The following is a 23,663-nucleotide window of genomic DNA, read 5'->3' on the forward strand; positions in this document are numbered from 1 at the left end:
TCAGTCACATTTAACAAGGTTGCACAAAGTTGCAACATGACGGATAGTCTGCACACAACAAAAATTGCAGGAGAAAAACATGGGTACCACCACCATGGGCGTTAAACTTGATGATGCGACGCGTGAGCGACTGAAAGCCGCTGCTGCATCAATTGACCGCACACCACACTGGCTGATTAAGCAGGCCATCTTTAGCTACCTGGAAAAACTCGAAAATAACGAAATAATTCCAGAATTGCCTGCGACCCATGCGGGTCAGTACGCCGAAAACGATGAAGCCGATAGCAGCGCTGATGAAAGTGCCCAGCCTTTCCTCGAATTCGCCGAAAACATTTTGCCGCAGTCGGTTTCACGTGCCGCTATCACCGCCGCCTGGCGTCGCCCGGAAACGGATGCGGTTCCCATGCTGCTTGAGCAGGCGCGTCTTGCGCCGCCAATTGCCGAAAATACCCAGCAGTTAGCCAGCCAACTGGCGGCGAAGTTGCGTAACCAAAAGACCGCGTCCGGCCGGGCGGGTATGGTACAGAGTTTGTTGCAAGAATTTTCACTTTCTTCACAAGAAGGGGTGGCCCTGATGTGCCTGGCAGAGGCGTTGTTGCGCATTCCTGATAAGGCCACCCGTGATGCGCTGATCCGCGACAAAATCAGCAATGGGAACTGGCAGTCGCATATTGGCCGCAGCGCCTCGCTGTTCGTTAATGCCGCCACCTGGGGCCTGCTCTTTACCGGCAAACTGGTCTCTACCCACAACGAAGCCAGCCTGTCGCACTCGCTTAACCGCATTATCGGCAAGAGCGGCGAACCGCTGATCCGCAAAGGGGTGGACATGGCGATGCGCCTGATGGGCGAGCAGTTCGTCACCGGGGAAACCATTGCCGAAGCGCTGGCTAACGCCCGCAAACTGGAAGAAAAAGGGTTCCGCTACTCCTACGATATGTTGGGTGAGGCCGCGCTGACCGCTGCCGATGCTGAGGCCTACATGGTCTCTTACCAACAGGCGATCCACGCGATTGGGAAAGCCTCTAATGGCCGCGGCATTTATGAAGGGCCGGGGATCTCCATTAAGCTCTCTGCGCTGCACCCGCGCTACAACCGCGCCCAGTACGATAGAATGATGGACGAGCTCTACCCGCGCCTGAAATCACTGGCGCTGCTGGCCTGCCAGTATGACATCGGCATCAATATCGACGCCGAAGAGGCCGACCGGCTGGAGATCTCCCTCGATCTGCTGGAAAAGCTCTGTTTCGAACCAGAACTGGCGGGCTGGAACGGCATCGGTTTTGTGATTCAGGCCTACCAGAAACGCTGTCCGTTCGTCATTGATTACCTGACGGATCTGGCCTCACGTAGTCGCCGTCGCCTGATGATCCGTCTGGTGAAAGGCGCATACTGGGATAGCGAGATCAAACGTGCGCAGATGGAAGGGTTGGAGGGCTATCCGGTCTATACGCGCAAAGTCTATACCGACGTCTCCTACCTGGCCTGCGCGAAAAAATTGCTCGCCGTGCCGAATTTGATTTACCCGCAGTTCGCCACCCACAACGCCCATACTCTGGCCGCTATCTATCAACTGGCGGGGCAAAACTACTATCCGGGCCAATACGAGTTTCAGTGTCTGCATGGCATGGGTGAGCCGCTCTACGAGCAGGTGGTCGGAAAAATCTCGGACGGCAAGCTGAACCGCCCTTGCCGCATCTACGCTCCGGTGGGCACCCACGAAACCTTGCTGGCTTATCTGGTGCGTCGCCTGCTGGAAAACGGCGCCAATACCTCCTTTGTGAACCGTATTGCCGATACATCACTGCCGCTCGATGAACTGGTGGCCGACCCTGTGCTGGCGGTAGAGAAACTGGCGACACAAGAAGGCCATGTTGGCCTGCCGCATCCGAAAATCCCGCTGCCACGCTGGCTGTACGGACAGGGGCGTATCAACTCAGCAGGGCTGGATCTGGCCAATGAACATCGGCTGGCCTCCCTCTCCTCTTCCCTGCTCAACAGCACGACGCAGAAATGGCAGGCCAAACCGTTGCTGGAAACCCCGGTAACGGAAGGTGAAATGGAGCCCGTGCTCAACCCGGCAGAGCCGAAAGATGTTGTTGGCTATGTTCGGGAAGCCTCCGGCAGTGAAGTGGCGCGCGCGCTGCAAAGTGCGGTGAATAACGCGCCTATCTGGTTTGCCACCCCGCCCCAGGAGCGCGCGGCGATCCTCGAACGTGCGGCGGTACTGATGGAAGATCAGATGCAGACACTGCTCGGCATCCTGGTACGTGAAGCAGGCAAAACATTCAACAATGCGATTGCCGAAGTCCGCGAAGCGGTCGATTTCCTGCGCTATTACGCAGGCCAGGTACGGGAAGATTTTGCTAACGAAACCCACCGCCCGCTGGGTCCGGTGGTTTGTATTAGCCCGTGGAACTTCCCACTGGCGATTTTCACCGGGCAAATCGCGGCTGCGCTGGCGGCCGGTAACACCGTGTTGGCAAAACCGGCAGAGCAGACACCGCTGATTGCCGCACAGGGCATCGCTATTCTGCGGGAAGCGGGCGTCCCGTCGGGCGTGCTGCAACTGCTACCAGGCCGGGGCGAAACCGTAGGCGCGCAGTTGACGTCAGATAACCGCGTACGCGGCGTGATGTTCACCGGTTCTACGGAAGTGGCAAGCCTGTTACAGCGCAATATTGCCACAAGACTGGATGCACAAGGGCGTCCAACGCCGCTTATCGCCGAAACAGGCGGGCTGAATGCAATGATTGTCGACTCTTCTGCGTTGACCGAGCAGGTGGTGGTCGATGTGCTCGCCTCGGCCTTTGATAGCGCCGGACAGCGCTGTTCGGCACTGCGCGTACTCTGCCTGCAGGAAGAGATTGCCGAACATACCCTCACTATGCTGCGCGGCGCGATGGCGGAATGTCGCATGGGGAATCCGGGACGTCTGACAACGGATATCGGTCCGGTGATTGACCGCGAAGCCAAAGAGAATATTGAGAAACATATTCAGGCAATGCGCGAGAAAGGTCGCCCGGTGTTCCAGACGGCCCATGAAAATACCCTTGATGCCCGTGAATGGCGAACCGGCACTTTTGTGATGCCAACGCTGATTGAGCTGGAGAGTGTGGACGAGCTGAAAAAAGAGGTCTTTGGTCCGGTGCTGCATGTGGTGCGCTACCGCCGCAACGATCTCGACAAACTGGTAAGTCAGATTAATGCCGCAGGTTATGGCCTGACGCTGGGTGTTCACACCCGTATCGATGAGACCATCGCTCAGGTGACCGGCAGCGCGCATGTCGGCAACCTGTACGTGAACCGCAACATGGTCGGCGCGGTCGTGGGCGTACAGCCCTTCGGCGGCGAAGGGCTTTCTGGCACCGGGCCCAAAGCTGGCGGACCGTTGTATCTTTATCGCCTGCTCGCCAGCCGCCCGGAAACGGCCATCAAGCAGACGCTGTCACGTCACGATGCCCGCTTCCCGCTTGATGCACAGCTTAAACCGAGCCTGATCCAGCCGCTGGATGCGCTGACACAATGGGCAGAGGATAAACCGGCATTGCAGGCCATTTGCCAGCGGTTTGGCGAACTGGCCCAGACCGGGATCCAGCGCGTACTCCCCGGCCCTACCGGTGAACGCAATACCTGGACGCTGCTGCCCCGCGAGTCGGTTCTCTGCATAGCCGATAACGCAGAAGATAGCCTGACACAGCTTGCGGCAGCCCTCGCCAGCGGCTGTCGGGTATTGTGGCCAGATGATGAACTTCACCGCACCCTGCATAACGCCCTACCGGAGAGTGTCAGCGCAAGGATCACGCTGGCCGCGCTCGATAACCTGCTTTCACAGCCATTTGATGCGGTTATCTATCACGGTGACTCCGATCAGCTACGCGAACTGTGCGGACATATCGCGACGCGCGATGGCGCCATCATCTCGGTACAGGGTTTTGCCCGTGGTGAGAGCAACATTTTGCTGGAGCGTTTATGGCTGGAGCGTTCGCTGAGTATCAACACCGCGGCCGCAGGCGGCAATGCCAGCCTGATGACCATCGGCTAAGGGCGCAAAACTCGCCGATAATGTACTGAATGTCGGGGCTACAATTCAGCGCGAAGCCGTAGTACCGTATGCCGGATATGCACAATGCTATCCGGCATTTTTTTATACGGAGAAAATATGAAACGTTTATTGATTGCAGGGGTGGTTTTGCTGGTCAGCGCCAGCGCACTGGCGGAGGACTGCGACAACGCCATCTCGCAGACAGAAATGAACATGTGTAGCGCCGATCAATACGACAAGGCGGACAAAAAGCTCAACCAGACCTGGCAGACGGCACTCAAACGCGCCACGCCACAACAGCGTGACTTACTGAAAAAAGCGCAGAAAAACTGGATTGCCCTGCGTGATGCCGACTGTGCGTTTATCGGCTCCGGCTCCGAACAAGGCAGCGCGCAGCCTATGGTCATCAACCAGTGCATGACCGATAAAACGAACGAGCGCGAAGCCTGGCTTTCGTCTCTCCTGCAGTGCGGTGAGGGTGATCTGAGCTGCCCTTTCCCGACCGCCAACTAACGCACGCGGATACCTTCGGTCACCATCCGCTGCACGTTTTCTACCGTGCGCTGAAAAAAGGCCTCATCCTGTAACGTTGTGCCGGTCACCGCCTCTACCTGCGTGGCGAAATCGGCATAATGCTGGGTTGAGGCCCAAATCATAAAAATAAGATGATGCGGGTCGACCGGTGCCAGTTTGCCGCTGGCCACCCAACCGGCAATAATGGCCGATTTCTCTTCCACCAGCGCTTTCAGCGATCCTTCCAGCTCTTCTTTCAGCACCGGCGCGCCTTGCAGCATCTCCATGCAGAACAACCGTGACGCCTGCGGATTATCACGCGAAACTTCAAGCTTTAAGCGAATATACTCCCCAATCGCCACCAGCGGAGTCAGGTCCTCACGAAACGCTTTTAACGGCGCCAGCCAGATAGCAAGAATGTGCCGCAACACGGCAAGGTAGAGCGCCTCTTTGGAAGGGTAATAGTAGAGAAGATTGGTTTTCGACACCCCCGCTCGCTCCGCCACCTTTTCTATGCGCGTGCCGTGAATGCCATACAGGGAAAAGGTCTCAAGCGCCGCAGCCAGAATGGCCTCTTTTTTCTCGTTCACCGCCTGCGTCCGCTTGCCCACTTTTTTCGCCGTATCCTGCGCCATATTTTTCTCCTTATTGATTTTTCTCAGCATATCAAATGGCGCGAGCCGACTCGACCCCTGCACAGCCATGGCGCAAGGGCGCCTGTTTTTTGTGCACTGTTTTTGACCATTTAGTCCACTTTTTTAATCTGCATTTCGTCAACTTTTGTTTAACACCCTAATAACAATGCAGTTTTCAAAACTGGCATCTCCTTTGCTAAATCGTTGATGCGAGGCTCACAGGAGAGTGCAGGATGCAACGCCACGCCCAACGTTCAACCGACAACGCGAGGTACGAGATGAAAATTGGTGTTTTCGTTCCGATTGGCAACAACGGCTGGCTGATTTCCACCCATGCGCCGCAATACAAACCGACCTTTGAACTCAATAAGGCGATTGTGCAAAAGGCCGAGCATTATCACTTCGACTTTGCTCTGTCGATGATCAAGCTGCGGGGTTTTGGCGGCAAAACAGAATTCTGGGATCACAATCTGGAATCCTTCACCCTGATGGCCGGACTGGCTGCGGTGACATCGCGGATTCAGATCTACGCCACCGCCGCCACCTTAACGCTGCCGCCCGCCATCGTGGCGCGCATGGCCTCCACCATCGACTCCATTTCCGGCGGTCGTTTCGGCGTCAACCTGGTCACCGGCTGGCAAAAGCCGGAATACGACCAGATGGGCATCTGGCCCGGCGATGAGTACTTTTCACGCCGTTATGACTACCTGACCGAGTATGTCCAGGTACTGCGCGATTTATGGGGCACCGGGAAAAGCGATTTCAAAGGTGAGTTTTTCACCATGAATGACTGTCGCGTCAGCCCGCAGCCGTCGCAGCCCATGAAAGTGATTTGCGCCGGGCAAAGCGATGCAGGGATGGCGTTTTCAGCGCAATACGCTGATTACAACTTCTGCTTCGGCAAAGGGGTCAATACCCCAACGGCATTTGCGCCAACCGCTGAAAGGATGCGCGAGGCGGCACAAAAAACCGGGCGCGACGTGGGCTCGTACGTGCTGTTTATGGTTATCGCCGATGAAACCGATGACGCCGCACGCGCTAAATGGGAACACTACAAGGCAGGCGCGGATGACGAAGCGCTGGCGTGGCTGACCGAGCAAAGCCAGAAAGATACCCGCTCCGGCAGCGATACCAACGTGCGCCAGATGGCTGACCCCACCTCCGCCGTCAATATCAATATGGGGACGCTGGTCGGCTCGTATGCCACCGTCGCGCGTCTGCTCGATGAGGTGGCAACTGTCCCCGGTACCGATGGCGTGCTGCTGACATTTGATGATTTTCTGACTGGCATTGAGGCCTTCGGTGAGCGTATCCAGCCACTGATGAACTGCCGCCGCCAGATCCCTGCCCCTACCCGTGAGGTCGCCTGATGATAACGCTTGACGCCCGTCCCGATTCGCTGCGCTTCGACCCGGCGCAGAGCGCGCTGATTGTGGTGGATATGCAAAACGCCTATGCCACAAAAGGGGGGTACCTCGACCTGGCGGGGTTTGATGTCTCCGCCACCGCGCCGGTGATTGAGAAGATTCAGACCGCCGTTGCCGCCGCGCGCGAAGCGGGCATGCTCATTATCTGGTTCCAGAATGGCTGGGATGAGCAGTATGTGGAAGCCGGCGGTCCGGGCTCGCCGAACTGGCACAAGTCCAACGCGCTCAAGACCATGCGCAAACGTCCTGAGTTACAGGGCAAGCTGCTGGCGAAAGGCGGCTGGGATTACCAGTTAGTGGATGAGCTGGTGCCGCAAGATGGCGATATTGTGCTGCCGAAGCCCCGCTATAGCGGCTTTTTCAACACCCCGCTGGACAGCATTTTGCGCAGCCGTGGCATCCGCCATCTGGTGTTTACCGGTATAGCCACCAATGTTTGCGTGGAGTCGACACTGCGCGACGGCTTTTTCCTCGAATATTTCGGCGTGGTTCTGGAAGACGCCACCCACCAGGCTGGCCCGGCTTTCGCACAACAGGCCGCGCTTTTTAACATTGAAACGTTCTTTGGCTGGGTCAGCGATGTCGGGACATTCTGCAACGCCCTTTCCCCTCAGCCTCGGGTCAAAATTGCTTAAGGAGAACACCATGCCAAAACAGGTCATTATTCCCCCCGGAACCACCACCCCGATTGCACCGTTTGTGCCAGGTACGCTGGCAGATGGCGTGGTCTATGTCTCCGGGACGCTACCCTTTGATAAGCAAAATAATGTGGTCTACCCCGGCGACCCAAAGGCGCAAACCCGTCACGTGCTGGAGACGATCCGCACCGTTATCGAAACGGCGGGCGGCTCGATGGAGGACGTGACGTTCAACAGTATTTTTATCACCGACTGGAAAAATTACGCCGCGATTAATGAAGTTTATGCGGAGTTCTTCCCCGGCGATAAACCCGCCCGTTTTTGTATCCAGTGCGGGTTGGTTAAGCCGGAGGCACTGGTCGAAATCGCCACCGTCGCGCATATCGCAAAGTGAGGTTTGCATGAAACTGATCCTCAGTGAACCGCCCTTTGCTGGCGCACCCGTGGTGGTGTTGATTGCGGGACTTGGCGGCAATGCCAGCTACTGGCTGGCGCAAACGGCGGCCCTGCAAACCCGGTATCAGGTGGTCAGCTACGATCAATGCGGCACCGGCAATAACCCGGCGACACTGCCGGATGGCTACCGTATCGCCGATATGGCCGCAGAATTGCTGAGCGCCCTGCAACAGGCGGGCATTGACCGTTTTTGCGTGGTTGGCCACGCGCTGGGAGCACTGGTCGGGTTACATATGGCGCAGGATTACCCGCATAGCATTAGCGCGCTGGTCCTGGTCAATGGCTGGCTACAACTGAGCGATCACACCCGCCGCTGTTTTCACGTCCGCGAGCGCTTATTGCTGGCCGGCGGCGCACAGGCATGGATTGAGGCGCAGCCGCTGTTTCTCTACCCCGCCGACTGGCTGGAGGAGCACGCGCCACGCATGGAGGCGGAGGAAGCCCTCGCCCTGGCCCATTTTCAGGGCGAGCATAACCTGCTGCGACGCCTGAACGCCCTGAAACGCGCCGATTTTAGCGCCACAGCAGCGCAGATTCGCTGCCCTGTATTGATTATCTGTTCACGGGACGATCTGTTGGTGCCCTGGACCTGTTCGCAAACGCTGCACGACGCGTTACCCCATAGTGAAATCCGGCTGATGGAACGCGGGGGGCACGCCTGTAATGTCACCGACAGTGACGCCTTTAATACCCTGTTACTCAGCGGGCTGGAAACCTTACTGCCCATTGCCGAAAAGGAGTTGTTATGAGTGAAGCCGTGAGCCAAAGCGCGCTGAATACCCTGTTTTATGACGCCCGCACCCACAACGGCTGGCAGGACAGACCGGTAAGCGATGCGACACTCGCCGAAATTTATGAACTGGTCAAAATGGGACCGACGTCGGCCAACTGTAGCCCGGCACGTTTTGTGTTTATCCGCAGCGAGGAAGGCAAAGAGCGGCTGCGTCCGGCATTATCGAGTGGGAATCTGGCCAAAACGCTCAGCGCGCCCGTAACCGCGATTGTCGCCTGGGACGCCGAATTCTATGACCGACTGCCGGAACTCTTTCCTCATGGCGACGCGCGAAGCTGGTTTACGTCAAGCCCGCAACTGGCAGAAGAGACCGCGTTTCGTAACAGCAGCATGCAGGCCGCTTATCTTATCGCTGCCTGTCGGGCCTTAGGGCTGGATACCGGACCGATGTCCGGCTTCGACCGCGCGCTGGTGGATAAGACATTTTTCAGCGATACCTCCTGGCGCAGTAATCTGCTGGTCAATATTGGCTATGGCGATGCCAGCAAGCTGTATGGCCGCCTGCCGCGACTGGCGTTCAACGACGCTTGCCAGCTTATTTGAGAGGTGATGATGGCGATTAATCAACAGACATTCCGCGACGCCATGGCCTGTGTAGGGGCAGCGGTCAATATTATCACCACCGATGGCGAAGCCGGTCAGGCGGGGTTTACCGCCAGCGCCGTGTGCAGCGTGACCGATTCACCGCCAACGCTTCTGGTCTGCCTGAACCGCGCGGCATCGGTCTGGCCGGTGTTTAATCATAACCGGGCACTGTGCGTAAATACGCTGGCAGCAGGTCAGGAGGGACTGTCGAACTTATTTGGAGGGAAGACGGCGATGGCGGAGCGCTTTGCCGCAGCGCAATGGCAAACCGGTGAAACGGGCTGTCCACGGCTGGAGGGGGCGCTGGCCTCATTTGACTGCCATATCAATCAGGTGGTGAGTGTGGGGACACACGATATTCTTTTTTGCGAGATTAAAGCTATCATCCATCACCCTGCCCCGGAGGGCCTGGTGTGGTTTAATCGTCATTACCATACGCTGATGCGCCCGGCCTGCTGATCAGGACTCCGGTTCAGCCGTCGTTTCCGGCGCTTTCATCGGCGCCGTTTTCTTTTTTAATTTCAGTTCGCTGACTAACACGCCGACGACAATAAACACGCCCCCCAGAATAGCCAGCAACGGCAAGCGTTCTCCCGCCATACGGCCAAATATACCCGCCCACACCGGTTCCCCGGTATAGATAACCGTAGCGCGGGTCGGCGAGACGCTGCGCTGTGCCCAGTTCATGGTGACCTGGATAATTGCGCTGAAAATGCCCAGCCCCGCTGCCAGCCCCAGTAGCGTTGGCGAGATATCAGGAAGGGATTCTCCGACCGGCGCCATAGCTGCGAATGCCACCAGCGAAGCTGTTAGCAGTTGCACAACGGTGACGCGACGCACATCCACCTTCCCGGCCCAGGCGCTAATCAAAATGATCTCAGCGGCAATCGCCACCGCGCCTACCAGCGTAATGATTTCGCCTTTCCCCAACGCCAGCATGTTGCCATCCGGCCCGGCCAACAAAATCAGACCAATAAAAGCGAGCAGAATGCCAATGCAGGACATCAGCCCCGGTATACGTCCCAGACATAACCACTGCAACAACGGCACCAGCGGGACGTACATGGCAGTAATAAACGCCGATTTACTGCTGGGAATAGACTGTAGCCCCCAGGTTTGCAGGCTGTATCCCAGCGCAATCGCCACACCGATGGCGACACCGGCCTTAACTTCAAGCCAGGTGATACCTTTGAGGACATTAAAGGAGAGTAACGCCACCGCCAGCGCGGCCGTCGCGAAGCGCAGGCCAACAAAAAAGAACGGGCCGCTCATAGTGACCGCATATTGCACGGCAAGGAATGTCCCACCCCAGAACATGGTGATGAGGATCAGGAGCGCTTCCTGAGGTTTAACGGAGAACTGGAATCGCGAGGTACGCATGTTGCAAACCGGTTAACGGAAACCGCCTAGTTTGCGACCTGCGGCCTATTTCTTCAACTCAAAAAAAAACCGCCGGGCAAAACCCGGCGGCGAGCAGACGGCGGCGGTCAAAAGGATGAACCGCTACCACAACACTTGAAGACTAGCTGCTGCGGCTACCGTGACTGCTTTTGCCCCCTTTCTTACCAGCTTCCGAGGCACGTTGTGGGTCATTTTTAAAATTACCCCCACTATGCTGGCCACCTTTACGACCTGCTTCTGATGCTCTTTCACGGTCTTCAGCGAAATTACCTGAACCACCACGATGGTTTGCCATTTCTGACCTCCGGTTGTGTGAAACATTAGACATCATACTGCATTCAGTAAAAGAGGATTCTTTCACCGCGCGGCGACATCAATGTACCGATGTCTTCGCCACGTGAAACTAAGCTTAGTAGAGCAAGGTTAATCAGCCAGTGAATCGTAATATCCTGCAACAGGAAATCGGGCAAATCGTTGATTTTTTAAGCAGCAAAATGATAAGCCGCTCTTATGCTTTAAAAAAACGGCTGCGTTTAAAATGTGTCAAATTGCAACAGGCAAAGTAAATTTAATTAATGAGATATTAATCAACGATATACCTCCCTTCCGCTTTCACCCGCAGAGATAAACGCAATGTCACGCAAACCGATACTGTTCAGCCATCCAAAGAATGGTACAGACAGCAAACGTTCAGGTGATACTGCAGACTAGCCACACCCTTTCAAACCATTGACTTAACTAAGACTTAAAATAACAATAAAAATAAGCAACAAAAAGACTTGACCAAACAAAGTCAAAGACTAGAATGCACAACATTATAAGACATATTAATGACTTTAAAAGCGTAAAACTACTTTCTCATGAGCAAACATTCAACTGCCGATAAGCGCCATTTCGCTGACTTTCTTCGCGGCGACAGTATTGAACGTTGCGCATGCTGAATGATTACAGACGCAGGCACTCCGTGATGGTGCTGCGACGAAGCCCTGGCGGGTATCGCAACACAAAAATGAACACCGCCACCCTTTAATATGATTAGCAAGGTTATTGATTATAATGAATAAAAAGTTATTTTTACTTGTTCCGGTGGCCTTTCTGGCAGGATGCACAAGCGCTGCGCAACGTATGAATGATTGCGAGGCCCAGGGTATTTCACGCGATGCATGCTATGTCGCTGAACAGAACCGTCAAAATGGCATCAACGCCCAGGCGCAAGCGCAGGCGATGCGTAATGCTCAGGTGCTCTACCCTGTCGAACCGGCTGCGGGATATAAACATCATCATGATTCAACGCAATTCGCCCAGGCGGCACATAAAAACCGGGACACTATTTCCTGCGACGATCTCCGGCGTTTTATCGACGCAGGCATAGCCCTTACCCCCGGTCAGCAAAAACAGATCCCCCACTGCCATATCAATACCGCACCTGCGACACGGACCGTTAAAGGATATGGGGTCACCGTCAGGATCGATGGTCAGCAAGTTTATATTGATGATAAACCCGCGGCACGGGATGAACATGGCGAAACAAGTGATGTTTATTCTCAGGGGCTTTATCAGGTGGTGTTGTACAAATCGGGTAAGGTTGCCCTTTTGAAAAATCGTGTGGTTCAGGGATATTTGCATTAAATCGTTCCCCGTTACTGAAGGCTGCTTTTTTGCAGCCTTTTTATTTGTCGGGATGCGCAAAAAAATTAACCGACATTTATCCATTCAGAGTATTGAAGAATGCGCGGCAAAACCAGAACCACAGTTACGAACCCCGCTTACGCCGAGTCACGTAAGACGTTTAAAGCCTTTTGCGTCATCATCGCCATATTGGTTGTTCTGAGCTGGTTATCCTGACTTTATAGATGTCTGCTGACAGGGATAAATGTGTGAAACAGAAAATCGCTAATGAGATTGCAACCTTCATTAAACTCAAACCGCTAATCCGATACGATGCTGAACAAGGCCGCGTATTTTGGGCCGTCAGCCCGGGTAAGCGTGTAAAAATCGACGATGAAATAGGCGTATTGGTACATAACGGCTATCGACGCTTTCGATTCCAGAAGAACCTTTATCGCACGCATCGCCTGATATGGTGGCTGGAGAAAGGCGTATTACCTGATTTGATTGACCACTGTTGTGTGAGGTTAAATGAGCGTGGCGAAAGAGATAACCGGATAGCCAATCTGCGCGAGTCTACTGGCGCAGCAAGTCAGGCTTACCGTCAGCATCGAAAAAGAAACAAATTAGGTGTGAAAGGGGTAACTCAGCGAGGTTCTCGCTTTCGGGCGCATATTCAGGTTAATGGTAAATTAAAAGCGCTGGGAACCTTTGACACCATTGAGGAAGCAGCCAGCGCTTACAACGAAGCCGCCAGTCAAAAGTGTAATGAAAAGACATTTGTTTGAGTTCCATTGTGATGACTTTCGTTAATCTTGGCCCATCACTTTTTTGTGAAAAACGAGGCGTAATCTTTTTTCACAATTTCCAGGCTTACCCTTCACTGGTCGAAAAGTAACATCTTTGTTATAGTGGCCTGGTAAACCTACAAGGAACTTATAAATGGCACACATCTTTCTTGAAATTTCGGGTATTGACCCAGGCTTAAAAACCCCAGCCGATCTTAGTCATGTTTTGCGTGATTCAAAAGATACAACCTACTCAATTACCCCTGAGTTGGTTCACTGGATTAAAGGCGCCATTGCTTTTCGCGATGGTCAGTTAATGCCCGATTTCAAAAACTGCTGTTTTGCGTTTGGTGATGGTAAAGAGTTCATCGAATTTGATGGCAAAGGCAAGATTAAGCCCCCTCTCACGAAGACACCTGACTGGTACCCGGAGCCAGGTGAGTTTATGCGTGAAACATGGCTTAAAAACAAAGAAATGCACGACCAGACGATTGTGCAGTTTATTAAAGAGTTCCTCGAAAGATTTACCGATGTCAACGAGCGAAGAGTTCACTGCGATCTGCTGTTTAATCTCAAACTGGATACCATTAACGCCAGAACGCCGGCCGTTAACACTCAACCACCCGCAAGTAGAATCGGCAATAAAAACAGGTTATCGACGCAGCCCAAAGTGCATGACCTGAATTCTTTTGAAATGTTCAGCCAGTTCTTTTCACATCTCTCGGATGCCGTCCTCGCTAATCAATTCCCGACCATGCAGGTGTTAATCGGCCAGGATGACATCAGTAAAGCGCCGACGCCGCTCAAAGGCGCAACAAGAACCTGGTTTAAAGCGATTACGGGTGAGTTACCGCCGAACAATAAAAAAGTTGCGGCTGGTCACGCTGACGTTTTTTGCGCACCGATTCAAACCACCTTATTGCAAATCAAAGAGTACGGTCTCGAAAAATTCTATGCCGAGCTTTCACAAGCGATTCAGAAAGCAGGCGATCTCACATTAGACAAGTTCGAATTTCAGATGCCTAAGCAGTAAAAAAGACATCAAAAAGACTACACCACTGACTTTGCAATGACAAACCAATGATAGTTAATTGACTTAATAATCACTTTAAGTAGAATTGACACATCGAAACCGCAAAGGTGGGAAACCTGAGCGGTGGCGGTAAGTAGACCAACTTGACATTGTGTTCGCCCCTTCATCCCCCGGTGTTGGGGCTTTTTTATTTCCGGGGGCAGCATCGGCAACAAAAGAGTGCGGCGTTTGAAATGCCGTTAACCGCAACCGCTACCCGCCCATGGGCAAATTGTTATCAATCAAGGAAATGACGTTCAAATTTGCACTCTGCCCACCAGGGCATACGCTTAAGTGAACGCGGCAAAATGCCGTCTGGTAACATCAAAACGAGGAGTGATGAAAATGGCTAAAGTGCTGGTGCTTTATTATTCCATGTATGGACACATCGAAACCATGGCCCATGCAATAGCAGAAGGTGCAGAGAAAGTGTCAGGCGCAGAGGTGGTTATCAAGCGTGTACCCGAAACTATGTCCGCTGAACTGTTCTTGAAAGCCGGCGGGAAAACACAGAATGCGCCAGTCGCCACGCCGCAGGAGCTGGCCGAGTACGACGCCATCATCTTTGGTACCCCGACCCGCTTTGGCAATATGTCCGGCCAGATGCGCACCTTCCTTGACCAGACGGGCGGGCTATGGGCCTCCGGCGCGCTTTACGGCAAACTGGCCAGCGTCTTTAGCTCTACGGGAACAGGCGGCGGCCAGGAACACACCATTTCCTCTACATGGACTACGCTTGCACATCATGGCATGGTCATTGTGCCCATCGGTTACGCTGCGCAAGAGCTGTTTGATGTTTCTCAGGTACACGGTGGCACCCCCTACGGCGCAACGACCATCGCCGGGGGCGACGGTTCGCGTCAGCCAAGCCCCGAAGAACTGGCGATTGCCCGTTACCAGGGTGAATATGTTGCCGGTCTGGCAGTCAAACTGAACGGCTAAGCTTCCACAGGAGGAGATGAATGCCTAATCAAGATACAAAAGCCCACCACGTTGGGGAATGGGCCAGCTTACGCAACACCTCACCGGAAATTGCCGAAGCGATCTTCGAGGTTGCAGGTTACGACGAGGCGCTGGCCGAAAAAATTTGGGAAGAAGGCAGCGATGAGGTTCTGATTCGCGCCTTCGAAAAAACCGACAAAGATTCGCTCTTCTGGGGTGAACAAACGATTGAGCGTCAAAACGTTTGATAAGACTCTCCCCCGCCTGCGCGGGGGATTCTTTTATTTCGCCGCCGCGCTCACAACCGCATTGAATTTCTCCAGCGGACAAAAACCCTCATTGTCAATCGGGCAGCCTTTCAGCGATAGCGTCACGCGTTGCGCCGGGGCTTTCAGGGTCAGCACCTCCGCATTACGCAACTGGATGCTGCTCTGGTAGACATACTCGATTTTCATCAGCTCGCGTTTGCGCTCGCTGTCATACCAGCGCTGAAAGACGATCTTGCCGCCAATCGGTGTGCGTTCATACTGGTCATGAAGCTGATATGGCGCAAAATCAAGCGCGGTCAGCAGCGATGCGATGTTGGAGTCATGGCCTACCAGCACGGTCACTTTTGGCGTATTTGCCGCATCGGTCACTAGCGCTTTATCAATGTATTTCACCAGTGGTTTCGCCACATTGCGCGCCACATCAGGTGACGTAAACAGGGCATCCTGATAGCTATTTTTGATCTTAGAGAGCAAACGCCATTGCTGCTCGGTTTTGATCTCGCCCCACGCGACCTGATCCAACGGAAAGCCTTCGTAATACTGCAACGTGAAAGCATCTACCAGTGAATTGCCGATTTTCAGCGGCCCGGAAACCCCAGGCTCCTGTTGTACCGACGCGCTAAAGGTATCGGTGGCCGTCGCCAGCGAACAGTTCTGCTTCTCTTTACAAGAAGGTGACTGGTCATAGCGGACAATTTTTTCCAACAATTTATAGCTTTCACCCAGCGCATCGTGCTGATGTTGCGCCTCCATCGCTTTAATCGCCTTCTCGCCAAACTCGGCGGATCCATCCGTGATAACCGGGTTAAATGTCGGGTCCATTGCCCCCATTTTTTCCTGATGGTGGACAGGAATATCACACCCAGGAAACGCGCCGGTGATAAAGAATTGCGCGGTCGCAACCGTACGTTGCAGGCTGTTGGCATAGGCATAAACGGTTCCCGGTGCCGGGCATTCGCCAGAGGTCACCAGTTTTTGCCCGGCCAGCCACTCCCGCATGTAGTGGCCCATATAGACCTCAAGCACGCCACCTTTGGTGGTCAATTGCCCGCCCGGGACTTCCCATTCCGGCCATTTGTTGGGGGTGGATTGTTCCAGCACGCTACCGTTGTTTGCCAGCGGCGCACGTAAGTTATGGCGGCTCATAATCAGCACTTGTTCAAGCTGATAACCCTGCGGCACGGTGTCTGCCTGCGCGGTTGTGGTGAACGGTAGCAGCGCGGAAAGCGCGAGTGTCCATGTAGACGGCTTCATCCTGACTTCCTCATCCTGATAGTGGTGAACAGAAAGTGTGACACATTTGTAACGCTTTGCAGTGAATTAGGGCACAGAAGTGGCCTGCCACAACATTGCTTTCCCACGGGGCTGAGTAGTTTTATAATAAAACCATTAACCGGAGAGTGAATATGAAACGTACCCGTCTTGAAGCCAGCACCTGCCCCGTCGCCCGTTCACTGGATGTGGTTGGGGACTGGTGGTCGTTACTGATCGTGCGTGATGCGCTGCGTGGCATGACACGCTTCGGTGAATTTCAAAAAAGTCTGGGTATCGCCAAAAATATGCTCACCACGCGCCTTAAGTTGCTGGTTGATGAAGATATCCTGCAATTGCAGCCTGCCTCCGACGGCAGCGCGTGGCAGGAATATGTGTTGACCGCAAAAGGCCGCGCTCTGCAAACCGTGCTGGTTGCCCTGTCACAATGGGGCAATGAGCATCTTTTTGCCGGGGGTGAGCAGGGTACGGTGCTCGTTGATGCCCGGCACCGTCGGCCATTGCAAAAATTACAACTGCTGGCAGAAGATGGCCGCGTCCTGCAACCCGACGAGATCGCGCCCCGCTATCCTGATATCGATAAATCAACGCGTTAATAATCGGCGATCGCGAATCGCACGTTTTGCCACGCTGAATGGTTGCATTATAAAACCAAATATTTCATGCTGAATTTGGTTTCATTATAAAACCTTTTATCCCCCTTTCGTTTTAACGAGGTATGAGAATGGCTACGCAACGCATTAGCGCGCTTATCACTGGCGCATCATCAGGCATTGGTGCGGTTTATGCCGACAGACTGGCGGCCCGCAATTACGATTTAGTGCTGGTGGCACGACGCGCTGACCGCCTGGAGGCGCTGTCCAGTGTGCTGGAAAAACGTTACGGCGTCAGCGTGACGACACTGGTTGCCGACCTCAGCAAAACAGAGGGCATTAAGCGTGTTGAAGAGACGTTACGACAAAACAGTGCCATTGAGCTGCTGGTGAATAATGCCGGGGCCGCCAATCTCGCGCCGTTTCTCTCCTCAGATGCCGACTCGCATGAAGCGCTCAATACGCTCAACACCACGGCGCTGATGCGCCTGACGCTGGCGGCCCTGCCACGCTTTGTTGAACAAAACCGCGGGACCATCATCAACATCGCGTCTGTACTGGCCTTTCACGCCCCGGCAGGTAGCGCTGTATACAGCGCCACCAAAGCCTGGGTGCTGAATTTCACCCGTGGGTTGCAGGAGGAGTTTGCCGACAGCGCAGTGCGTATTCAGGCAGTTTTGCCTGCCGCGACGGCGACAGAAATTTGGGGACACTCCGGCGTAACGCTGGACTCACTGCCCGCCGGGTCGGTAATGACCACCGAAAATCTGGTGGACGCGGCGCTGGCAGGCCTGGACCAGGGTGAACGAGTGACCATTCCACCCGTAGAAGACCTTGAGCTGTGGCAGCGTTGGGAAGAAGCGCGTCTGGCGCTGTTCAGCGCATCACGTAACGGTACGCCCGCCTCTCGCTACCCAATAGTCTGAGCGTGAAATCCGGTTCGCCAGTTGCAACCTCCACTGGCGAACGCTTCACGCAAGACGCGGTTACTTCACGCCGTTGTATCCAGCGATACCCCTCAACGCAGAACAATGGGGCGGCGGCACCCGGATTTTGTAAATCTGAGCGGAGCGGAACCTCTTTCGCTTCGCATCAAAAAAGTAGCGGCAGAAACAGATTAATCCCTGCACTTACCCCGACAAACAGCGCGGCCCATATGGCAGACGAAAACAGGCAGATGCCATAAACTTTGCCCGGATTCAGGCGCAGCATTCCTGCCGCCAGCGGAACGAGATAGCGCAGCAAGGCGATAAAACGGGACGTAAACAGCACCATGGCGCCATTGCGCTGTAACTTGCTGCGAACGCGCAGCAATGTCTCCTCATGCCGGGATGTCACGCGATGAAAACGGTCGCTATGGGTTATCAGTAAGCCCAGATGGTAACTCACCAGCGAACCGAGCGTTGCCCCTGCGGTGACCGCCAGCCACGCCATGATTGGCGGCAGGCTTAAATGGCTTGCGGAGAGCGCCGCGACCAGCATCACCGACGCCGGGGGAAGCACGGTGGAGATGAGCACCGTGGATTTGCTAAACGCCACCATAAACAGCAGCGCGAACATCTGCACCGGGTGCGATGCAAAATGGGCAAGCAGGCTGTTCAACCACTCCATATTCATTCCGGCGTCCGTGAGCATTTCGGGCATTCCCTTTTAGCGTATTGAACAGGGTCTGTCTTAAATATTACCTCAACAAACCGGGTGAGGCGGAATAGGGTTCTGGCGATTTAAAGAGACCGTTAAGTGTAAAACAGGCAATGTCGCATCATGACTTTGTCAGTGATAATTCCCATTTTAGCGATGCCATCGTGCAATACAGGCAGCTCGATTTTATTACGCTTAACGCAATGTGTTGTGTAGTAAAAGCGCGGGAATGAGTTCTTGCGAAATGAGATGCTGACGATATTCCGCACATGTATGTGTTGAAGATAACGACTACCTGGCAGGAAGAGGATTGTGACAGCCTAAGGCTGAGGGTTCAGACGCGACAGACTCGCCTGAACCAACTGCATTCACCTTAAAGGCTCAGACGCGCTGGCTGCGCAACATGGTGCAGAACGGGCAATTACAGCCGCTCACCGGTGTGGCAGCGCAACTCCCCAGGCTTAAACCAGGCATTCCCTGGGTAGTGATGGCCTGATCATAGATAGCAAATTCTGCCCCACGGATCTGCTGGCGGGAAAATTCAGCGGGATCTTTATCTTTCGCCTGAAACGCCATCGCACTACCAGACACAACCGACAACGAAATCGCTAAAATCTGACTGATTTTCATAGGGTATTGCCCTCAAAAGGAAGACGTCATTTTGATAAGTCGCTACATGCCGGTAGCCCGCAACCGCCATTAACTGTTATAAAATAACATTCCATAGCGCAATGCAACGTCAACAATGTGTCGAAATTTGCGCAGCAATCGGTTATGCGTCAAAGCCCGTGTTTATCGCCATACCGATAAAAACGGGCGCTTTCTCCCACAAGTTGCAGTGATCACATGCACGACTCTCATCCTTTTGCGTAATCTGCCTGTGGTTAAAAACCGTAGCGGAACCAGGCGAAGAGGACATTGCCATTATTATAAGTGCCTGGAATATAGGTAAATTGCACGCTGGCCTGTTTATAACTTGCAGAAAGCAGCGGCAGCACGACAGGCAAAGGAACATAATTGGCGAAATCTTGTCGCGCGGTCACCGCTGCCGTCAAACCAAGCCCCAGACGAAAATCACGGTTTTGATCCAGATACCAGCCCTTTTCCCAGCCGTAGCCGATAATGGGCTCCCATTTGTTGTGGGAGTCCTTAAACGCCATGGCATACAATGAGCTCCAGTTTCCATCGGCGTTATAGCGGGACACACCAAAACCGCCGCCCCACGGCCTCTCGTTATAGCGGTCCGTTTTTTCTTGGTCGTAGGTGAAGCGGTTATGCCAGGTGAGAAAAGGTAAATAGAGATCATAACTCTGTGGATGGTCCCAGGTTTCGGTCACATCTTGTTTAAACCCGTCCCACCATTGCGCTATCCGTTGTTCGCCGTAAATGACCGCCTCTGCATCAGTCGGGACGAAAGCAGCCCACCCAATAGCCCAGCACACAATGAATAGCCTTAACATATACCACCTCATAATACATTTGCCATCCTGAAATAAACGTCACTGTCTACTGTCAGGTCTTTATTTAATGGTGGTAAACACTACTGTTCCCACATTAAACAAAACATAAATTTTTGAAGCTTTCCTGAGAAGCAGATCACTCTTAATAAGCGTAGTAATCTTTAAACAAACGTGACGGCAATCATCTGCAGAAACGGCTTTCCCCGGATAAAGGGTCAATGGATGGCGAGGCAGTCCAAAACCATAGTATGTTGTAACTATTTTTAAACTGTGTCTAAGCGGCAATGCAATATTGAGAGTGGGGATTATGGTCGACTACCGCAGACGGCAAACGTCTCCCCCATCGCACCGATTACTGGCGATAGCGCAAGGTTTCAATTAACCGGGCAAAGGCCGGGGTATGCTGCCTGCGGCTGGGATAGTAAAGGTAATATCCCGGAAAGGGTTCGCACCATTCGTCCAGGGCAGTGAGTAACTTCCCATCAGCGATATCTTGTTTGACGCAATCTTCCGGGACAAAGGCTAACCCCATACCAGACAAAGCGGCATCAAGACGGGAGGACAGGTTAGTAAACGTAAGCTGCCCTTCGACTTTGACGCGGAGTTGCTGACCGTTTTTTGAAAACTCCCAGGCATATAAGCCTCCCATAGTCGGCAGGCGCAGATTGATGCAGTTGTGTTGCTGCAAATCATGGGGCATTTGCGGTTTACCGTAGCGAGAAAAATAGTCGGGCGAACCCACCACCACCATCCGCCAGTCCGGCCCGATACGCACCGCGACCATATCTCTGGCCACCTGCTCGCCCAGACGTACCCCCGCATCGAAACGCCCGCTGACGATGTCGGTCAGCGTGTTATCGATTACCAGTTCCACATGCACATCCGGATATGTCTGCAGAAAGGGTTTCAGCGCGGGCCAGACGGTGGATTGCAGCGCATGCTCACCGAGCGTAATGCGGATATTCCCGGCAATGTTCTCACTCATGCTGCTCAACATGATCAATTCGTTTTCTATATCCGCAAAGCGTGGCGCAATACTATTAATTAAAAGCTCACCGGCTTGCGTAGGCGCGACGCTGCGGGTAGTACGGGTTAACAGCCGTATTTTCAGGCGCTCTTCAAGCCCACGAATTGAATGGCTCAATGCCGATTGAGATAATCCCAATTTTGCTGCTGCTCGAGTAAAACTGCGTTCACGGGCAACAACGATAAAGTAGAACAGATCGTTAAAATTATCTCTTAGCATCACAGCCCCGTTGCCAAATACTTTTATTTAATCGTATTCAATACTACTACGCGTCACAGAGGAAACATATGTAAAATCTCATTGATAAAAAATAACGCAAAAGCCGAAGCTCCTGTCTAACAATCGTGTTAATCCACAGGAAGCGCCCTCGAAAATGAGGCTATATCATGAGTGTTTGAGATAAAAAATATTATTCTCTATTAATAATTACGCAAATTTAAATAATCGTATTATTGATACATCAAAAGGATAATACTACCCGTCCTTTAATTCCTCCATTATTAAACACATCGTTTCGTGAAGGGAATATTAATTGCCATATCATGACATGAAAAGCCACGCTTAGACGCAAACAATGTCGGGAAACAGGTTAAAGAGGGTAGCATGCCCTGAAAAACCGGGGGCCACGATTTCGTACTGGATTGACGGCGAGAAAGGCAAAACAGTTGGGGAAAAGTTGCGGATGGAAAAAGTCTCTCCATGATAATTCAATATATTCCCTGGCGCCTCACGGCTCACTGTTTTGCAGATTATCGCGCCCCACCCCGCCAATAAACGGCAGCCGCAACCGCAACGGCGTGAAATCCAGCCCCATGCTCAGGCCAAGGACGTTAAGCTCAAATCCCTCTTCTGCACCCAGGGTGATACCCGCGACACCCAACAGCGACACCTGTATACCGCGCCCGGACGGGGGTAAACCGATGAGGTTACGCAGCGAGCGAAAATCTTTGCCCACCGCATTAGCGGGCATATCCAGTTTTAAAGCAGGCACGACACGGCCGATATGAGCAACAAACGTATTGCTGTTTGGTCCGGGCCAGGCGTGATAGGTATCCGGCCACGGGTATGAGGCGATGGCCGCCTCAATCTGCGGGATCATCGCCTCGGCTTGCGCGCCACGGTGTTCAACAAGCAGGCGGGGTTTCGCCCCGTACCAGTAGCCATCCGGCGCGTTGCGGTTACGTCGCACTTTTTCGCCGCCACCCCAACTGGCAACCTCGTAGCGGTTGTATTCCGTATCACCCGCACGCTTAAACACAATCCATGGATGCACAGCCACCACCCCTTTCCAGCCCCATGTCGGCGCGGCATAAACCTGAACAATCGCCAGTTGGGCATTTTGCCGGGCATCAGGTGCAATGCCAGAAGAATCACGCCTGGCGGCCCACCCCCCTTCCTGCACCCGCGATTCACGTTGGTGCATCGCCTGGACGAGACTGGCAATTAGAGAGAGCAGAATGATGCAAAAAATACATAAACAAAGCGTTTTTATCGGGGTCATGGCACCCTGCTATCAGAAGGGAATATCGACGCGTCCGATGAGTATACCGTCGTTTTTGTATCGCAGTATGCCCTTAGCACATAACGCAAAAGCCCGTCTCTTCCCCGGACAGGCCTGAAAGTGTTCGCGCTTTCAGACAACATCGCAAAACTAGCGCAACGTTCCTCTTGAACCTGAGCACACCAGTTGTCGACGTTTGATGTGGTACATCTCAACATCCGATTGCAGGAAGAAGCCCATTTCCCAGGGATTTTTGCGGATAAATGCTTCCCGAATGGTCTCATAAAGTGGGCTATCTGATGGCACCAGAGAAGCCTCGCCTTCCACAATGGTGTAGTTCCATTCAATCGCCCGCTCAAACGTATAGTGAGCACGTTCATCCATGGCAAAAAAACAATGTGGATTACGTTTTAGCAGCCTGGATTTGAACATCTGCGGGAAGGTAATGAGGAAAATATCATCATCGACGGACGATAAAAACGCCAGCACCGTGGTGTGCGGCTGCTCGTTGGCCATGGTAATCAATACACCAACTTTATTCACCGCATCTTTTGATTCAGGTTCAGGCATATTGCGCAGCGTGGTGAATGGCACAGGCAGTTCGGGCCTGTTGTCAGCCGGGAATTGATACCCCTCTTCCCGGATCTCAAGCACGACGCTCATTCCGTGAATCAACTGACATTCCCGTGGCGCGACAACCACCCAGTCTTCTTCCTGACTGATAACGCGGCCTTTATACGAGGCGCGATATACACTGATTTCGGCATCGAACTCATCAACGCCCGAACGGTTATCCAGATGCAGGGTAACGAAATCCCCTGCCGAAAACGTATGTCCTTTTGGGAAGTAAACCCGCAGGCTGTTATCCGACTGAATAAAAACACCACAAACATGAATAACCACATTGTCCTGCTGGTAACCCGCCAATATGCCGAGCACCTGTTTACCAAGAAAAGTTGCCAGATTCATTTATACCTTTTCCCTGTTCATAGACTTTCAG

At 53.4% G+C, this 23,663-nt stretch carries 25 protein-coding genes; 15 read left to right on the top strand and 10 right to left on the bottom strand.

Features of this window, described 5'->3' with window-relative positions; translation table 11 throughout:
- Positions 1 to 79: 79 nt before the first annotated feature.
- Positions 80 to 4,042, top strand: coding sequence for a trifunctional transcriptional regulator/proline dehydrogenase/L-glutamate gamma-semialdehyde dehydrogenase (gene putA / locus ACS0RQ_RS17230; RefSeq protein WP_271850868.1), 3,963 nt, complete (start codon positions 80 to 82; stop codon positions 4,040 to 4,042).
- 117 nt (positions 4,043 to 4,159) lie between these two features.
- Positions 4,160 to 4,555, top strand: a complete 396-nt coding sequence (locus ACS0RQ_RS17235) for a lysozyme inhibitor LprI family protein (protein WP_039078656.1) — start codon at positions 4,160 to 4,162, stop codon at positions 4,553 to 4,555.
- On the opposite strand, the gene rutR is transcribed toward ACS0RQ_RS17235, so the two are convergent.
- Positions 4,552 to 5,190, bottom strand: coding sequence for an HTH-type transcriptional regulator RutR (gene rutR, locus ACS0RQ_RS17240; protein ID WP_271850867.1), 639 nt, complete (start codon positions 5,188 to 5,190; stop codon positions 4,552 to 4,554). The two genes, ACS0RQ_RS17235 and rutR, sit on opposite strands and share 4 nt — an antisense overlap.
- A 278-nt stretch (positions 5,191 to 5,468) precedes the next feature.
- Here rutR and rutA point away from each other — a divergent pair, with 278 nt between their 5' ends.
- The 6 genes from rutA to rutF are packed head-to-tail and all read left to right on the top strand — an operon-like array spanning position 5,469 to position 9,548.
- On the top strand, positions 5,469 to 6,560 hold the full coding sequence (gene rutA, locus ACS0RQ_RS17245; protein WP_271850907.1) for a pyrimidine utilization protein A: 1,092 nt from the start codon (positions 5,469 to 5,471) through the stop codon (positions 6,558 to 6,560).
- Positions 6,560 to 7,252: a pyrimidine utilization protein B gene (rutB, locus tag ACS0RQ_RS17250; RefSeq protein ID WP_071194645.1), complete on the top strand. Its 693-nt coding sequence runs from the start codon at positions 6,560 to 6,562 to the stop codon at positions 7,250 to 7,252. Before rutA ends, rutB begins: the two co-directional genes overlap by 1 nt.
- Positions 7,253 to 7,262: 10 nt before the next feature.
- Positions 7,263 to 7,649 (top strand): pyrimidine utilization protein C, encoded by a 387-nt coding sequence (rutC, locus tag ACS0RQ_RS17255; RefSeq protein WP_039078653.1) that lies wholly within the window; start codon positions 7,263 to 7,265, stop codon positions 7,647 to 7,649.
- A 7-nt stretch (positions 7,650 to 7,656) separates the two neighbouring features.
- Positions 7,657 to 8,460, top strand: a complete 804-nt coding sequence (gene rutD, locus ACS0RQ_RS17260) for a pyrimidine utilization protein D (protein ID WP_271850866.1) — start codon at positions 7,657 to 7,659, stop codon at positions 8,458 to 8,460.
- Complete coding sequence (locus ACS0RQ_RS17265) at positions 8,457 to 9,047, top strand: malonic semialdehyde reductase (protein ID WP_271850865.1); 591 nt, start codon at positions 8,457 to 8,459, stop codon at positions 9,045 to 9,047. Before rutD ends, ACS0RQ_RS17265 begins: the two co-directional genes overlap by 4 nt.
- Before the next feature lie 9 nt (positions 9,048 to 9,056).
- Entirely contained in the window at positions 9,057 to 9,548 is a 492-nt protein-coding gene (gene rutF / locus ACS0RQ_RS17270) for an NADH-dependent FMN reductase RutF (RefSeq protein ID WP_369944952.1), read from the top strand.
- Here rutF and ACS0RQ_RS17275 read toward each other — a convergent pair whose 3' ends face one another.
- Together ACS0RQ_RS17275 and ACS0RQ_RS17280 are read right to left on the bottom strand one after the other, a co-directional pair.
- A complete protein-coding gene (locus tag ACS0RQ_RS17275) occupies positions 9,549 to 10,469 on the bottom strand; it encodes a DMT family transporter (protein WP_271850864.1) in 921 nt (306 codons plus the stop codon).
- A gap of 142 nt (positions 10,470 to 10,611) precedes the next feature.
- Positions 10,612 to 10,785 carry a con-10 family general stress protein gene (locus ACS0RQ_RS17280; protein ID WP_071845896.1) on the bottom strand — a complete coding sequence of 58 codons (174 nt, stop codon included), beginning with the start codon at positions 10,783 to 10,785 and terminating at the stop codon, positions 10,612 to 10,614.
- A 761-nt stretch (positions 10,786 to 11,546) separates the two neighbouring features.
- Here ACS0RQ_RS17280 and ACS0RQ_RS17285 point away from each other — a divergent pair.
- The 5 genes from ACS0RQ_RS17285 (at position 11,547) to ACS0RQ_RS17305 (ending at position 15,148) form a co-directional block, all read left to right on the top strand.
- On the top strand, positions 11,547 to 12,119 hold the full coding sequence (locus tag ACS0RQ_RS17285) for a hypothetical protein (protein ID WP_420372490.1): 573 nt from the start codon (positions 11,547 to 11,549) through the stop codon (positions 12,117 to 12,119).
- 248 nt (positions 12,120 to 12,367) lie between these two features.
- Positions 12,368 to 12,886 carry an AP2 domain-containing protein gene (locus ACS0RQ_RS17290; RefSeq protein ID WP_271850863.1) on the top strand — a complete coding sequence of 173 codons (519 nt, stop codon included), beginning with the start codon at positions 12,368 to 12,370 and terminating at the stop codon, positions 12,884 to 12,886.
- A 154-nt stretch (positions 12,887 to 13,040) separates the two neighbouring features.
- Positions 13,041 to 13,919 carry a hypothetical protein gene (locus ACS0RQ_RS17295; RefSeq protein WP_271850862.1) on the top strand — a complete coding sequence of 293 codons (879 nt, stop codon included), beginning with the start codon at positions 13,041 to 13,043 and terminating at the stop codon, positions 13,917 to 13,919.
- Between the two features lie 384 nt (positions 13,920 to 14,303).
- On the top strand, positions 14,304 to 14,900 hold the full coding sequence (gene wrbA / locus ACS0RQ_RS17300; RefSeq protein ID WP_271850861.1) for an NAD(P)H:quinone oxidoreductase: 597 nt from the start codon (positions 14,304 to 14,306) through the stop codon (positions 14,898 to 14,900).
- A 20-nt stretch (positions 14,901 to 14,920) separates the two neighbouring features.
- Positions 14,921 to 15,148, top strand: coding sequence for a YccJ family protein (locus ACS0RQ_RS17305; protein ID WP_039078645.1), 228 nt, complete (start codon positions 14,921 to 14,923; stop codon positions 15,146 to 15,148).
- Between the two features lie 33 nt (positions 15,149 to 15,181).
- Here ACS0RQ_RS17305 and agp read toward each other — a convergent pair whose 3' ends face one another.
- Entirely contained in the window at positions 15,182 to 16,423 is a 1,242-nt protein-coding gene (agp, locus tag ACS0RQ_RS17310) for a bifunctional glucose-1-phosphatase/inositol phosphatase (protein ID WP_271850860.1), read from the bottom strand.
- A gap of 152 nt (positions 16,424 to 16,575) precedes the next feature.
- Between agp and ACS0RQ_RS17315 the strand changes: the two genes are divergently transcribed.
- Together ACS0RQ_RS17315 and ACS0RQ_RS17320 are read left to right on the top strand one after the other, a co-directional pair.
- On the top strand, positions 16,576 to 17,037 hold the full coding sequence (locus ACS0RQ_RS17315; RefSeq protein WP_271850859.1) for a winged helix-turn-helix transcriptional regulator: 462 nt from the start codon (positions 16,576 to 16,578) through the stop codon (positions 17,035 to 17,037).
- 128 nt (positions 17,038 to 17,165) lie between these two features.
- On the top strand, positions 17,166 to 17,960 hold the full coding sequence (locus ACS0RQ_RS17320; protein WP_271850858.1) for an SDR family NAD(P)-dependent oxidoreductase: 795 nt from the start codon (positions 17,166 to 17,168) through the stop codon (positions 17,958 to 17,960).
- A 166-nt stretch (positions 17,961 to 18,126) separates the two neighbouring features.
- Here ACS0RQ_RS17320 and ACS0RQ_RS17325 read toward each other — a convergent pair whose 3' ends face one another.
- The 6 genes from ACS0RQ_RS17325 to ACS0RQ_RS17350 form a co-directional block, all read right to left on the bottom strand.
- Positions 18,127 to 18,645, bottom strand: a complete 519-nt coding sequence (locus ACS0RQ_RS17325; RefSeq protein WP_271850906.1) for a DedA family protein — start codon at positions 18,643 to 18,645, stop codon at positions 18,127 to 18,129.
- A 411-nt stretch (positions 18,646 to 19,056) separates the two neighbouring features.
- Positions 19,057 to 19,305 carry a hypothetical protein gene (locus ACS0RQ_RS17330; protein ID WP_039078641.1) on the bottom strand — a complete coding sequence of 83 codons (249 nt, stop codon included), beginning with the start codon at positions 19,303 to 19,305 and terminating at the stop codon, positions 19,057 to 19,059.
- 254 nt (positions 19,306 to 19,559) lie between these two features.
- A complete protein-coding gene (gene pagP / locus ACS0RQ_RS17335; protein ID WP_271850905.1) occupies positions 19,560 to 20,135 on the bottom strand; it encodes a lipid IV(A) palmitoyltransferase PagP in 576 nt (191 codons plus the stop codon).
- Between the two features lie 352 nt (positions 20,136 to 20,487).
- Positions 20,488 to 21,381, bottom strand: a complete 894-nt coding sequence (locus tag ACS0RQ_RS17340) for a LysR family transcriptional regulator (protein ID WP_271850857.1) — start codon at positions 21,379 to 21,381, stop codon at positions 20,488 to 20,490.
- A 508-nt stretch (positions 21,382 to 21,889) separates the two neighbouring features.
- Complete coding sequence (locus ACS0RQ_RS17345; protein ID WP_334633718.1) at positions 21,890 to 22,663, bottom strand: DUF3750 domain-containing protein; 774 nt, start codon at positions 22,661 to 22,663, stop codon at positions 21,890 to 21,892.
- Positions 22,664 to 22,813: 150 nt separating this feature from the next.
- Positions 22,814 to 23,632 (bottom strand): hypothetical protein, encoded by an 819-nt coding sequence (locus tag ACS0RQ_RS17350; RefSeq protein ID WP_271851820.1) that lies wholly within the window; start codon positions 23,630 to 23,632, stop codon positions 22,814 to 22,816.
- Between the last annotated feature and the right edge of the window lie 31 nt (positions 23,633 to 23,663).

The sequence above is a fragment of the Phytobacter diazotrophicus genome (genome assembly GCF_052061655.1).
Classification (GTDB): domain Bacteria; phylum Pseudomonadota; class Gammaproteobacteria; order Enterobacterales; family Enterobacteriaceae; genus Phytobacter; species Phytobacter diazotrophicus.

Excerpts from the sequence above, each read along its gene's own strand:
- ACS0RQ_RS17330 (WP_039078641.1), bottom strand. The coding sequence starts at position 19,305 with ATGAAAATCAGTCAGATTTTAGCGATTTCGTTGTCGGTTGTGTCTGGT.
- ACS0RQ_RS17295 (WP_271850862.1), top strand. The coding sequence starts at position 13,041 with ATGGCACACATCTTTCTTGAAATTTCGGGTATTGACCCAGGCTTAAAA.
- agp (WP_271850860.1), bottom strand. The coding sequence starts at position 16,423 with ATGAAGCCGTCTACATGGACACTCGCGCTTTCCGCGCTGCTACCGTTC.
- ACS0RQ_RS17350 (WP_271851820.1), bottom strand. The coding sequence starts at position 23,632 with ATGAATCTGGCAACTTTTCTTGGTAAACAGGTGCTCGGCATATTGGCG.
- rutD (WP_271850866.1), top strand. The coding sequence starts at position 7,657 with ATGAAACTGATCCTCAGTGAACCGCCCTTTGCTGGCGCACCCGTGGTG.
- ACS0RQ_RS17275 (WP_271850864.1), bottom strand. The coding sequence starts at position 10,469 with ATGCGTACCTCGCGATTCCAGTTCTCCGTTAAACCTCAGGAAGCGCTC.
- rutF (WP_369944952.1), top strand. The coding sequence starts at position 9,057 with ATGGCGATTAATCAACAGACATTCCGCGACGCCATGGCCTGTGTAGGG.
- ACS0RQ_RS17320 (WP_271850858.1), top strand. The coding sequence starts at position 17,166 with ATGGCTACGCAACGCATTAGCGCGCTTATCACTGGCGCATCATCAGGC.
- wrbA (WP_271850861.1), top strand. The coding sequence starts at position 14,304 with ATGGCTAAAGTGCTGGTGCTTTATTATTCCATGTATGGACACATCGAA.
- ACS0RQ_RS17235 (WP_039078656.1), top strand. The coding sequence starts at position 4,160 with ATGAAACGTTTATTGATTGCAGGGGTGGTTTTGCTGGTCAGCGCCAGC.
- rutC (WP_039078653.1), top strand. The coding sequence starts at position 7,263 with ATGCCAAAACAGGTCATTATTCCCCCCGGAACCACCACCCCGATTGCA.
- ACS0RQ_RS17340 (WP_271850857.1), bottom strand. The coding sequence starts at position 21,381 with ATGCTAAGAGATAATTTTAACGATCTGTTCTACTTTATCGTTGTTGCC.
- ACS0RQ_RS17315 (WP_271850859.1), top strand. The coding sequence starts at position 16,576 with ATGAAACGTACCCGTCTTGAAGCCAGCACCTGCCCCGTCGCCCGTTCA.
- ACS0RQ_RS17265 (WP_271850865.1), top strand. The coding sequence starts at position 8,457 with ATGAGTGAAGCCGTGAGCCAAAGCGCGCTGAATACCCTGTTTTATGAC.
- rutB (WP_071194645.1), top strand. The coding sequence starts at position 6,560 with ATGATAACGCTTGACGCCCGTCCCGATTCGCTGCGCTTCGACCCGGCG.
- ACS0RQ_RS17280 (WP_071845896.1), bottom strand. The coding sequence starts at position 10,785 with ATGGCAAACCATCGTGGTGGTTCAGGTAATTTCGCTGAAGACCGTGAA.
- putA (WP_271850868.1), top strand. The coding sequence starts at position 80 with ATGGGTACCACCACCATGGGCGTTAAACTTGATGATGCGACGCGTGAG.
- rutA (WP_271850907.1), top strand. The coding sequence starts at position 5,469 with ATGAAAATTGGTGTTTTCGTTCCGATTGGCAACAACGGCTGGCTGATT.
- ACS0RQ_RS17285 (WP_420372490.1), top strand. The coding sequence starts at position 11,547 with ATGAATAAAAAGTTATTTTTACTTGTTCCGGTGGCCTTTCTGGCAGGA.
- ACS0RQ_RS17325 (WP_271850906.1), bottom strand. The coding sequence starts at position 18,645 with ATGGAGTGGTTGAACAGCCTGCTTGCCCATTTTGCATCGCACCCGGTG.
- ACS0RQ_RS17305 (WP_039078645.1), top strand. The coding sequence starts at position 14,921 with ATGCCTAATCAAGATACAAAAGCCCACCACGTTGGGGAATGGGCCAGC.
- rutR (WP_271850867.1), bottom strand. The coding sequence starts at position 5,190 with ATGGCGCAGGATACGGCGAAAAAAGTGGGCAAGCGGACGCAGGCGGTG.
- ACS0RQ_RS17345 (WP_334633718.1), bottom strand. The coding sequence starts at position 22,663 with ATGACCCCGATAAAAACGCTTTGTTTATGTATTTTTTGCATCATTCTG.
- pagP (WP_271850905.1), bottom strand. The coding sequence starts at position 20,135 with ATGTTAAGGCTATTCATTGTGTGCTGGGCTATTGGGTGGGCTGCTTTC.